Source organism: Paenibacillus sp. FSL R10-2736 (assembly GCF_038000245.1).
In the GTDB taxonomy this organism is placed as follows: domain Bacteria; phylum Bacillota; class Bacilli; order Paenibacillales; family Paenibacillaceae; genus Paenibacillus_AQ; species Paenibacillus_AQ phytohabitans.
Map to the genome: position 1 here is coordinate 656,615 of NZ_JBBOBN010000002.1, position 12,504 is coordinate 669,118.

A 12,504-nucleotide genomic window follows, 5' to 3' on the forward strand; every position below is an offset into this window, starting at 1 on the left:
GAATGTCAGCACCAAAACCTGTAGCTCTAATCATCATGGACGGTTTCGGTTTGCGTAATACGGATGAAGGCAACGCAGTTGCCCAAGCCAACAAACCGAACTACGACCGTTACCTGAAACAATATCCGAACACTACACTTACCGCTTGCGGTGAAGCTGTAGGTCTGCCGGAAGGACAAATGGGCAACTCTGAAGTAGGGCACCTTAACATCGGCGCAGGCCGGATCGTATACCAGGATCTGACCCGCATCGATAAGTCTATCCGTGATGGGGAATTCTTCGAGAACGAAACGCTGGTTGCTGCGGTGAGAAGCGCCAAAACAACCGGCAAAAAGCTTCACCTCTATGCACTTGTATCCGATGGCGGCGTGCACAGTCACATTAACCACCTGTTCGCGATGCTCGATCTGGCCAAAAAAGAAGATTTGCATGAAGTTTATATTCATGCCTTCATGGATGGCCGCGACGTACCACCCGACAGTGGACAGAAGTTCATTCAGGAACTGGTATCCAAGATCGAAGAGGTTGGCGTAGGTACGATTGCTACGGTATCCGGACGTTATTATGCCATGGACCGTGACAAACGCTGGGAACGTGTAGAGAAAGCTTATCGTGCAATGGTGTATGGCGAAGGCCCTAAATATACCGATGCACTTCAGGCAATCACTGGATCTTACCAGAATTCTGTGTATGATGAATTTGTAGAGCCAAGTGTGATTGTAGATAGCCTGGGCAACCCGGTTGCGACAGTGGAAAGCGGCGATTCTGTCATTTTCCTTAACTTCCGTCCTGACCGTGCCATTCAGCTGTCGCAAGTATTCACGAACTCTGACTTCCGCGGTTTCGACCGTGGCCCTAAGTTCCCTGAAGGTCTGCACTTCGTATGTCTGACAACCTTCAGCGAGACGGTTCAAGGCTTCGTGGCTTACTCCCCGAAGAACCTGGACAACACGCTCGGTGAAGTGCTGGTTCAGCAGAACAAGAAGCAGCTGCGTATCGCGGAAACTGAGAAGTATCCGCATGTTACCTTCTTCTTCAGCGGCGGACGTGATGAGGAGCTTCCCGGCGAAACACGCATCCTGATCAACTCACCGAAAGTGGCAACCTATGATCTGCAGCCTGAGATGAGCGCATACGAAGTGGCGGCGGCCTGCGTAGCGGAGATCGAAGCAGACAGACAAGATGCCATTATCCTGAACTTTGCTAACCCTGATATGGTTGGACACTCCGGCATGCTGGAGCCTACTATTAAGGCAGTTGAAGTGACGGACGAATGCGTAGGTAAAGTTGTGGATGCAGTAGTTGCCAAAGGCGGCGTTGCAATCATCATTGCCGATCACGGCAATGCGGATATGGTATTCGATGAGAATGGCCGTCCGTTCACAGCCCATACTACCAACCCTGTTCCTTTCATTGTTACGACTGAAGATGTAGTACTGCGCGAATCCGGTATTCTCGCAGACGTAGCACCGACAATCTTAGATCTGATGGGACTTCCGCAGCCTGCGGAAATGACCGGACAATCCATGATTGCCAGCCGCAAATAGGTAATACCCTAAGTTACATTGTTATACTAAAACCAAAGTTAAAAGGAGATTAAACTTACATGACTATTATTTCTGATGTGTATGCTCGCGAAGTCCTTGACTCCCGCGGTAACCCTACTGTAGAGGTTGACGTTTATCTTGAATCCGGTGCTAAAGGCCGCGCTATCGTTCCTTCCGGCGCTTCCACTGGTGCTCATGAAGCTGTAGAGCTTCGTGACGGCGACAAATCCCGTTACATGGGCAAAGGCGTTCTGAAAGCTGTTGAGAACGTAAATGAAATTATCGCTCCAGAAGTAATCGGTATGGACGCTCTTGACCAAGTGGGCATCGACAAATTGATGATCACTTTGGACGGAACTCCTAACAAAGGCAAGCTGGGCGCTAACGCAATCCTGGCAGTATCCATGGCCGTAGCTCGTGCAGCTGCAGCAGCTCTGGATATTCCTTTGTACGTATACCTGGGCGGATTCAACGCTAAAACTCTTCCAGTACCAATGATGAACATCATCAACGGTGGTGAGCATGCCGACAACAACATCGACGTTCAAGAGTTCATGGTTCTTCCTGTAGGCGCTACAAGCTTCAAAGAAGCTCTTCGTACAGGTGCAGAAATCTTCCACAACCTGAAATCCGTACTGCAATCCAAAGGCCTGAACACAGCTGTAGGTGACGAAGGCGGTTTCGCACCAAACCTTGGTTCGAATGAAGAAGCAATCACTACCATCATCGAAGCGATCGAAAAAGCCGGTTACAAACCAGGCGTTGACGTATTCCTCGGTATGGACGTTGCTTCCACTGAGTTCTACAAAGACGGTAAATACACACTTGCAGGCGAAGGTAAATCTTACACTTCCGCTGAGTATGTTGACCTTCTTGCTTCATGGGTTGAGAAGTACCCAATCATCACCATCGAAGACGGTATGTCCGAAGACGACTGGGATGGCTGGAAATTGCTTACTGAAAAATTGGGCGACAAAGTCCAATTGGTTGGTGACGACTTGTTCGTTACTAACACTGAGCGCCTTGCTACAGGTATTGAAAAAGGTATCGGTAACTCCATCCTGGTTAAGGTTAACCAGATTGGTACACTGACAGAAACTTTCGATGCTATCGAAATGGCTAAACGTGCTGGTTACACAGCAGTTATCTCCCACCGTTCCGGTGAATCCGAAGACAGCACAATCGCAGACATCGCTGTTGCGACTAACGCTGGCCAGATCAAAACGGGTGCTCCTTCCCGTACAGACCGCGTTGCTAAATACAACCAGTTGCTTCGCATCGAAGATGAACTGGGCGAATTGGCTCAATACAACGGCCTGAAATCCTTCTACAACCTCAAAAGATAATATCTTTTGACCCTATATTTAAAGGGCCTGCCGAACTTCGGCAGGTCCTTTTTTTGGATTATAGATCCGAAAGTGCAATGCGATCAGCGAGGTTGCCTCTGATGCTTCTAGTGGGTTATTCTATAATTGTAGATAACTGGAAGGAGAGTGGGCATGAACGCTATTGTTGCGGGTATAGGTGTGGGGATATTTCTAATCATTCTCAGCTGGGTGCTGTCGCGGACCGGGCGCATGCGGAGCAGAGCTGTTTTTTATCCGGGAATCACCGGTTTCCTGGGCAGTATGATACTGCTGGTTCTAAGTTTCACTGTAATTGGAGGCTGGGAGGGAATTGCTTATGCCTTCTTCTCTGTACCTATATTATTAATCTCTGGCCTGCTGCTGCTTCTACTTGTCTCCTATAGGAGACAAACCTGAAGAATGTAATAGCCGGATTAGTAGAATGAGGTTTGTGTGGTTGTATTCAATCTATGGCTATGATACAATAAAAATACTGTTTATGAAATCGTGAGGTCTAATTTAGCATAGATAGTGATGCTTGGACGTAGGAGGTGGAAGTGAATGGATATCTTTTTGAAAGTGGTGCTTCTGATTTTTGCCGTAGGTCTGATTGCGGTCGTTCTTCTGCAAAAAGGGAAAAGCGCGGGTCTTTCCGGTGCCATCTCCGGCGGTGCTGAGCATCTCTTCGGTAAAACAAAAGCACGCGGTATGGAGCTTGTGTTGCAGCGTGTAACAGTTGGATTGGCTGCAGGATTCTTCATCATGTCAATCGTTGTGGCCATTGTTATTGATTAGTTTGCCTACAGTAAGCCTTCGCTCTGTTCTGAATGGAATAGGCGGGGGCTTTTTTGTATGCAGATTTGAGTGTTTGCACATCATAACAGGGATGCCCGGGATTGATTTCGTGTATACTAGGGTATGAAGTATATAAAGGTAAATTTTACTTGGATTTATTAGATGTGAGATAGGACAAGACATACATATATGCCAGCGGCATGTGAATGCTGCGGAGGGCCGAGGTGACGAAGATGATAACACAAGAAATTCTACTTGATTTCATGCGGGAGACCGCTTATAAACCGCTGACTTATGAAGAACTGGTGAGCCATTTCGCAATAGAGGATAGCGAGGCGTTCAAAGCCTTTGAGAGCCTGCTGATTGAGCTGGAGAAGGACGGCCGGATTATTCTGACCCGGAATAGCCGTTATGGCGTGCCGGAACGGATGGATTTGCTGCGCGGACGGCTGCAGGCCCATGCGAAGGGTTTTGCTTTTCTGATACCCGATGACCGTGATCATCCCGATGTATACATCCATGCCAATGATCTGAAGGGTGCAATGAACGGTGACATCGTACTGATCCGGATTACCTCGAAGAGTCCGTCCGGCGGGCGTATGGAAGGCGAAGTAGAGCGGATTCTGATCAGAGGCGTGTCGCAGACGGTTGGTGTATTCCAGAGCCTGGAGACGTATGGCTTCGTGCTGCCTGATGATAAGCGGATTAACCGGGATATCTTCATTCCAAAGCAGTCCTTCATGGGAGCGGTTGACGGGGAAAAGGTTGTTGTCCGCATTGTGAACTATCCGGAAGGCCGTGCTGCGGCTGAAGGTGAAATTATCGAGATCCTCGGTCATAAGGATGACCCGGGCGTGGATATTCTGTCGGTTATCCGCAAGCATCAGCTGCCGGAGGCTTTTCCGGCTGAGGTGATGACGGAAGCGGAGCAGGCACCCGATTCCATTACCGACGAGGAGATTATCCAGCAAGGCCGCCGCGATCTGCGCGGACTGAACATTGTGACCATTGACGGCGCGGATGCCAAGGACCTGGATGATGCGGTGAACGTTGAGCGTCTGGAGAACGGGCATTATAAGCTGGGCGTTCATATCGCCGATGTAGGCTATTATGTGCGCGAAGGCTCCGAACTGGATAAAGAAGCTTATGACCGCGGCTGCAGCGTGTATCTGGTTGACCGGGTCATTCCCATGCTGCCGCACCGGCTGTCGAACGGGATCTGCAGCTTGAACCCGCAGGTAGACCGGCTGACGATGTCCTGTGAAATGGAATTCGACGAGCACATGAAGGTTGTGAAGCATGATGTGTTCACGAGTGTGATCCGTACCAAGGAGAGAATGACTTACTCCGATGTACGCAAAATTGTTGAAGATGAAGATCCTGAGCTGCTGGAGCGCTACGCTCCGCTGATCGGTGATTTCCGCCTGATGAAGGAAATTGCGATGAAGCTGCGCGATGCCCGGATGCGGCGCGGAGCTGTTGACTTCGACTTTGAAGAAAGCAAAATCATCGTGGATGAAGCAGGTAAGGCTATCGATATTGTGAAGCGTGAGCGTTCCGTGGCGGAGCAGATTATTGAGGAATTCATGCTCGCGGCTAATGAGACTGTAGCGGAGCATTTCCACTGGCTGAAGGTGCCGTTCCTGTACCGGATTCATGAAGATCCGGACCCGGAGAAGCTGCAGAATTTCATGGCCTTCGCCGCTAACTTCGGCTACCACGTCAAGGGTCGCGGCAATTCCGTTCATCCGCGTGCACTGCAGGATCTGCTGGAGCAGATTCAAGGCACCAAAGAGCAGACGGTGATCAGCACGATGATGCTGCGCTCCATGAAGCAGGCGAAATATGATGCCGAGAGTACAGGCCACTTCGGACTGGCGGCAGAATTCTATTCCCACTTCACCTCACCGATCCGCCGTTATCCCGACCTTGTCATTCACCGCGTCATGCGTGAGGTGCTTGAGAATGGCGGAGCTCTGACCGAGAAACGTCATGAGTATCTGGCTTCGCGGATGCCGGATATCGCCCAGCAGTCCTCCGAACGCGAGCGTGTAGCGGTAGAGGCTGAACGTGACACTGAGCAGCTGAAGAAAGCGGAGTTCATGCAGGATAAGGTAGGCGAAGAATTCGATGCAATGATCAGCAGCGTGACCAGCTTCGGAATGTTCATCGAGCTGGATAACACCGTGGAAGGTCTGATCCGCCTTAGTGCACTGAGCGATGATTATTACCACTTCGATGAAGCGCACATGGCCCTTATCGGTGAGCGTACCTCCAAAGTGTTCCGAATCGGTGACGAGGTGAAGATCCGTGTGGCCAAGGTCAACATGGACGATCATACGATCGACTTCGAACTGGTGGATATGAAGCCACGCGCGGCTGGCGACCACCGGAACTACGGCGGACGCGGCGGCAAGGGCGGACGCCCTGGAGCCGGCGGCGCCAGCAAGCCGTTCGCAGGTAAGGCCGGCGGTGCGGGCAAGGGCCGTAAAGGCAAGCCAGGCAGCGCAGCTACCGGTGCGGGTAAAGGCGGCGCTGGGAAGGGCAAGAACGGCGGTGCAGCTGCCGGTGCGGCTGGATTCGGCGCCAAAGGTAAAGGCAAGAGCGGCAGCGCTGGCGCCGGTGTCTTTGGCGGGGCAGTTAAGGGCGGCGCCGCTGAGGCTGGCGCTGGTGAAGAGCCGCGCGCAGGCGTAGCGCCGGCTGAAGACGGCGGCGCAGCAGGCGGCGGCCGTAAGCGCGGCCGCGGGCCGGAAGCGGCAGCGCGGCGTGCACTTGCCGCCGCCTCCGCAGCGGGCGGAGCTGCGAAGGCGGACCGCCGGGGCGAAGCCGGCGGTTCGGGTGCTCCGCGCGAGCGTGAGCGCGGCAGAGGCCGCGGCGGAGACGGCGGAGGCAGTGCCGCGGGACGCGGCATTGCCTTCGGCTTCGGCTCCGGCAAGGGCGGCTACGGCGGCGCGCCAAGCGGGGGCGGAGCCGAGCAGGCGGGCGGTGAGCTGCGCGGCGTGGACGCGAGCACACGGTTCCGCAGCCGCGAGGACCTCGGCAGCGGCTTCGGAAGCGAAGGCAACGGCGCAGCGCCGGAGGGCAAGAGCCGCCGCAAGAAGAAGAAAGGCGGCGTCTTCATCGGCACTTCTGTGACTCCAGGCAACGTGGAGACCACCAATCCGGCACCGGCAGGCGCTGGCGACAAGAGCGGCAATCCGGAAGGCGGCGGCCGCAGAAAGCGGAAGAAGAAACCTCAGGCCTAGGCTGAATTAATAGAGGGCACTGTTCCTTTAGGGGGACAGTGCTTTTTTAGAATATAAGTGCTTCTATTCAACTGAAACGTAGCACTTCCTGACACCCATATGTCAAAATGATTGCTGCGGGACAGGGTGATCCTTCCTTGCGCAGCCTGCTTGGCTTTTGATACAATATAGACCTGGTGTCCGTTCATAAGATGCCGGGAATTCGATTCAAGGAGTGACTTTCATGGGTAAAAAAGCAGACGGGAAAGTGCTTGCCCAGAACAAAAAAGCTTCCCATGATTATTTTATTGAGGATACGTATGAAGCGGGTTTGGTTCTGACGGGTACAGAGATCAAATCGCTGCGTAACGGCCGCGCTAACATCGGGGACGCTTTTGCTACCATCCGTAATGGTGAGATTCATATTCACAATATGCATATCAGCCCTTTTGAACAAGGAAACCGTGCCAATCCTACCGATCCGACACGTACACGTAAGCTGCTCATGCACAAGGAACAGATTCACAAGCTGCTGGGCTCGTCCAAGCGCGATGGTTTCACAATTGTGCCGCTGAAGATTTATGTGCGCAATGGCTATGCCAAGCTGCTGATCGGCCTTGGTAAAGGTAAGAAGGAATACGACAAGCGGGATTCCGCCGCGAAGCGTGATGCTCAGCGTGATATCCAGCGTGTGCTGCGCGACAAGCAGAAGATCGCCCGCTAGACTGGTAACCACCTGTCGCCCAATTGTTCCAGATTCGACCTTCAATTCCTTTAACCTACGTGTTAATGTGTTGATAAATGTGCTATACTGTGTAAGTAAACTTATTGCTTCTGAACAGCCATCTTGATCAAGATAGCTGTGAACCGGATCAGCATTTATGCTTATAATTGATCCGTTAATCCGAAGCGCCCTTTCTAATGAGGGGCCGTTCTTGGATTCGACGGGGATAGTTCGAGCATGAGTAGCGAGTAGTGGGGACGCGTCCGCTTCATCAACGCTAAAGCCTATTAAACGGCAAACAACAAAACAACTACGCTTTCGCAGCCTAAGAAACTGTGCGCGTGCTTCTACCCTGCATCGCCCATGTGACAGGGATAGGGGCTAACAAGTAGTGGGATACGCTGTCTCATCTCCGCCTGCGGTGAGCTGAAGAAGACAATCAGGCTGACCCAACGTATAGCCGGTTACGGGGCGATACTCGGGTGACATCAAAACTGTAACTACACTCGTAGAAGCTTATGTGCCGTTATCTTCGGACAGGGGTTCGACTCCCCTCGGCTCCATATGCTAAATCCACAACCAATTATGGTTGTGGATTTTTCATTTTTGAAGTGTGGTATTTACGTGAATTACTTTAGTGTGACAGAGTAAATGGGTGTTTCTTAATAAATCTCATAAAAATCCTTTGTGTATAAAGGAAAAATCAACTTGTCGAAGACCACTGTAATGTATTAATATAATTTTATAAGAGCAGTGTGACAAGGTGGTAATATACATGAATTACTCTTCATTTATAAAAGCTGAAATCGATAAACATGGCTATTTAACTGGCCAGGATTTAAATAACAAGTTAATGGAGAAATTTAGTATAACGCCGGAGAACGGTAGAAAAATAATTCAACGTTCAGTTGCACAAGGCCATATAAAATCTACATCACCGGTAACTTTTGGGAAGAATCAGTTTGTATATTTTAACAGACCCTTAAATAAGGCCGCTATAATGCATGTTACCAAGAAGCATCGTCCAGCTATGTATCGCCTTTTAGCAGTATTAGAGTGTACTGACGGTGTGGTGTCATATTATGAAGCTTTAAAAGTTACTTCGAGCCCTCTGAAGAGAGAAAAGACAAAGATGGATCACTTGGATCGCATAGTTCAGGATCTCCTCTACTTTAATTTGATAATGGAAATTCAAACTTATAATGAAATTAATTATATAATCCACAAAACACATGAAGCACACTGGAGATCAGCAGTAAATCGCCATGAAATGATGATGAAACTTGACTGTACTTTTATAAGAGATGTGCTGGTGTGGTTACAGAAACATAATATAATTAACAGCGAAAGTGTTGTCTACCGTAGTTTATCCTTACTATCTAAAGGGGCCCAACATAATAATTTTGTCTGGGATGCGTTCTCATATACCTCTACTACAGGGCTAACTGATGACCGCAATGAAAGTAAGAATACATTGGTAGTCTTGGATGTACAACTAAGTCGTCCGTATGCCCAGCATGATTTAGATGGCTTCTATAATCGAGTACAAGGAGTAATCTGTAGTTCAATTAATAAGACTAGAAAAGTATTGCCAATCATTATATTGAATAATACGACAGATAAAATTGTGCAAAATCGTTTAAAGAAACTTGGCTTTATATCTTTTGATCTAGGAACGATTTATGGAGAGCGAGTTTATGAAATTATTAAGAGTTTGGATAGGATTAATGACTCGATATTATATCACTCAGAACCTTCAATATTAATTGATGAAGTTAAAAGCACTTTAGATATATTAAAGGAAACCGGGCAAGAGCTAAATTTACAGAATTTAAAAGGAGATCTTTTCGAAGTATTGATGTACTCAGTATTAAGAAGAATTATTGGAGAGGGCGATATAGAACAGAATGTTATTTTAAAAGAGAAAGATAAGGAGGGTCAGATAGAAAAGTATGAATATGATTTGATTTACAAGAAGAAAGGGCCAAGAGAACGCATTATAATTGAATTAAAAGGATATAAAGAAAGTAGTATTATCGAACTTGGTGATAGTGCTACTAAAAATACTATCCGATGGTTTTTTAGAAAAACGCTTCCCTTTGCTCAAAGTTATTACAATAAAATAGATAGACCGATTCAGCATCCCTTAAAGGCATGCTTTATAACAACTGCACAATTCTCCGATAAAGCACTTGCTGCTCTTATTAAGTTAAATCAAGGTAATCTAAAACCTTCAATGCTTGATACTTTCTATGACGGTAATAAACTAAAGAAATTATTAAAAGAAGGAGAGTTTACAAGAGAATTAGATATTTTGGAAAAATATTTTTTTGAAAAACATTTGCAAAATAAACCTAGTGATAAAGTGCCTTTTTAGAAGCCTTGGTCGTAATGTACCAAGGCCTCTCTTTTTGCTTAGACAACATCAGTTACAACCTCGAACAGTTCCTTTTTAGCGACAGTAGCGGCAAAAGCATCAAAGTCATTGCCGTCAAGTGTAATACCGACAGCATCCAGTTTAAAGATGACTTCAACATGTTCATTATAAATAATGACTTTATCTACGTAGCTGCCAATAAATTTTTTGATTTCCGGGACATTTCGCGTAGAAATATATTCTTTGAATTCCACAAACAGTTGCCGGAGTTCCACTTCAGTAATTAATGGGTGTTCCTTGCTGAACTGTCTTTCTGCAATTTGAACCTCCAGTTGTGCCTTCTCATTCTCCAATTTATCCAGTTTGACCCCGAATGAAGATTGTGTAAACCCTCCAGAAACAGCTTCAATGATATTTGTGATTTGTCGATCTATTTCGGTTAGTTTTTTTCGGAAACCCTGTAAATCAGACTTTTTGGAATTATAGACTGATTTTTGATACTCGTTCAAATGTTTTACAAGATGAGGAATGGCGTTGTCATTAAAAATTCTTCGCTCTAGTTCATGAATTACGTAGTTTTCAATATACTCTCGACGAAGCTCTTTATTTTTACATTCTTTAGTACGATCTCGGTTACCGCAACGATAAGTGACATACTTCAACTTGTTGCGTCCACTATATTTTACGTTACCCATCATTGAAAATTCTTTATCCAGCCTATTCAAGCATTCACCACATACTGTAAGACCACTTAAAAGATACATTTCTTTAGCCTTGTAAGCGCCAGGAGCTCGTTTATTTTGAAATATCTTTTCTTGGACGATGTTAAACTCTTCCTTGCTAATAAGGATTGGCATACCTCCCTCAATACGGATGATGTCTTCATCCGCCTTTTTGCGGTTACTGTTACGTTGACCAAAAGCATCTTTTCCGTCAGTCTGATTGAAGATATATACGCCAGTATATTTTTCATTTTTAAGAATTTCCAGAAGTGTATTTTTACCAATTGGTCTTCCTGTTCTTCCTTTGTAGCCTTGCTCGCTCAGACGGCTTAAAATTTGATTGTATCCATAGCCATTTAGGTACATAGAAAATACGGTCTCCACAATACCCTTCTCATATTCGTTGATAATATATTTCCTGGAGTCGGGATCGACACTGTAGCCAATAGGAGGCCTGCCACCGGTGTGTCTACACTGATAAGCAGTTTCTCTCAGACCTTTCATTACTTCCCGAGAGAGATTTTTGCTGTAGTAAGCAGCCAGGCCCTCCAGAACGGATTCAAGAATGAGGCTTTCGGGTGAATCGTCCAAATTCTCAAGAACACTAATTAGACGGACACGGTTCTTTTTTAGTATACGTTTATAGTGAGCGCTATCGTACTTATCTCTTGAAAATCTGTCGAGTTTATGAATCAAGAGGGTATCAAACAAACCTTTGGAACTGTCTTCAATCATTTGCTGGAATTCAGGCCTCCGGTCATTTGTTCCAGTCAGAGCCTTGTCCACATATACTTTTACGATTTGAATATTATTGCGCTTTGCGTATTCTTCAATTGCTCTGATTTGGGCTTCAATGGACTCATCTCTTTGATTATTACTAGAGTATCTAGCGTAGATTGCCCCGTGACGAACTTCATCAAGAAGGGCATTCATCTTTTTAAGTTTCTTTTCATTAGACAAATTTCTGACCTCCAGATTAGAATTTAACAGCCCTACCAATGCAAGAGCAGGATAGGGCTGTTAATATAGAACACTATTAATTTTGGGGGAATTGCTATTAGAGACCTCTACCTTCACCGTACATTTTGCTTAAAAGTTCTACGGCTGGCCGATAATGACGTTTTCTATCTCGGGAGTCAATAGGTGCTTCTGTTAGTAGCAAGATGCTATTGGGTACGTAACATCCTTTTCTTAAGTTGTCTCTGGTTATGCTGGTTTTAACGTTTCCCAACATCGTAAATTCCTTCCCTTCTAGAAAATAATATAAGTTTAAAAAAGATAGCAGAACATTTTTTAATTGGTTATTGCTATAAAGTAGTAGCCAATCATGAAAAATACTTACGTTCTACCGTGCCGGAAATTCTTATAAATCATCAGGTTCTTCGTAGTCCTCGAACTCAAACACGCCAAACTCAATATCAAGACTATCTGCCGGAATATCTAGTATGGGAGCGCAGACAGCTTTAACACGGGTGATTTCTTGGTTTAATTCTTCAACAGATTTCACGATATGGAGGAACCCTTGATTCACATCAATGATAAGATGAGTGTAATCCTTAAACCAATGCTCTACGTTGCCGCAAAATACTTGTTTGAGTGCTCTTTCCAACCTGTCCGCCTCTTTAAGGTATTGGAGCAGTGGTAGATAAATTTGAAATATCCCGGTCAAATACACTGTTCCATCCATAAAGCGTTCCTTGTGGGAGTTTGCATTGTTTGCTCTAACTTGAAAATCCTTCATAAATATCACCTTTTTCATAAGATTTTAG

The 12,504-nt window shown here is 46.7% G+C and carries 9 protein-coding genes and 1 other RNA gene; 8 read left to right on the forward strand and 2 right to left on the reverse strand.

The window, feature by feature from the left end:
• The first annotated feature begins 2 nt into the window (after nucleotides 1-2).
• The 8 genes from gpmI to NSQ73_RS31145 all read left to right on the forward strand — a co-directional run bounded on the left by gpmI (nucleotide 3) and on the right by NSQ73_RS31145 (nucleotide 10,013).
• A complete protein-coding gene (gpmI, locus tag NSQ73_RS31110; protein ID WP_340989995.1) occupies nucleotides 3-1,547 on the forward strand; it encodes a 2,3-bisphosphoglycerate-independent phosphoglycerate mutase in 1,545 nt (514 codons plus the stop codon).
• A 59-nt stretch (nucleotides 1,548-1,606) separates the two neighbouring features.
• Nucleotides 1,607-2,893, forward strand: a complete 1,287-nt coding sequence (eno, locus tag NSQ73_RS31115; RefSeq protein WP_039302434.1) for a phosphopyruvate hydratase — start codon at nucleotides 1,607-1,609, stop codon at nucleotides 2,891-2,893.
• A gap of 153 nt (nucleotides 2,894-3,046) precedes the next feature.
• Entirely contained in the window at nucleotides 3,047-3,310 is a 264-nt protein-coding gene (locus NSQ73_RS31120) for a YesK family protein (RefSeq protein WP_340989997.1), read from the forward strand.
• 144 nt (nucleotides 3,311-3,454) lie between these two features.
• Nucleotides 3,455-3,688 carry a preprotein translocase subunit SecG gene (secG, locus tag NSQ73_RS31125; protein ID WP_042132758.1) on the forward strand — a complete coding sequence of 78 codons (234 nt, stop codon included), beginning with the start codon at nucleotides 3,455-3,457 and terminating at the stop codon, nucleotides 3,686-3,688.
• A gap of 233 nt (nucleotides 3,689-3,921) precedes the next feature.
• Nucleotides 3,922-6,933 carry a ribonuclease R gene (gene rnr, locus NSQ73_RS31130; RefSeq protein ID WP_340990712.1) on the forward strand — a complete coding sequence of 1,004 codons (3,012 nt, stop codon included), beginning with the start codon at nucleotides 3,922-3,924 and terminating at the stop codon, nucleotides 6,931-6,933.
• A gap of 223 nt (nucleotides 6,934-7,156) precedes the next feature.
• Complete coding sequence (smpB, locus tag NSQ73_RS31135) at nucleotides 7,157-7,636, forward strand: SsrA-binding protein SmpB (protein ID WP_039296783.1); 480 nt, start codon at nucleotides 7,157-7,159, stop codon at nucleotides 7,634-7,636.
• A gap of 201 nt (nucleotides 7,637-7,837) precedes the next feature.
• Nucleotides 7,838-8,202: a transfer-messenger RNA gene (gene ssrA / locus NSQ73_RS31140) on the forward strand.
• Between the two features lie 209 nt (nucleotides 8,203-8,411).
• Entirely contained in the window at nucleotides 8,412-10,013 is a 1,602-nt protein-coding gene (locus NSQ73_RS31145; protein WP_340989998.1) for a hypothetical protein, read from the forward strand.
• Nucleotides 10,014-10,051: 38 nt separating this feature from the next.
• Here the strand turns inward: NSQ73_RS31145 and NSQ73_RS31150 are convergent, their stop codons facing one another.
• The gene (locus NSQ73_RS31150) at nucleotides 10,052-11,695 is read right to left on the reverse strand and encodes a recombinase family protein (protein WP_340990000.1); all 1,644 of its coding nucleotides are present in this window, start codon (nucleotides 11,693-11,695) and stop codon (nucleotides 10,052-10,054) included.
• Nucleotides 11,696-12,098: 403 nt separating this feature from the next.
• A complete protein-coding gene (locus NSQ73_RS31155) occupies nucleotides 12,099-12,476 on the reverse strand; it encodes a hypothetical protein (RefSeq protein ID WP_340990001.1) in 378 nt (125 codons plus the stop codon).
• Nucleotides 12,477-12,504: the final 28 nt, after the last annotated feature.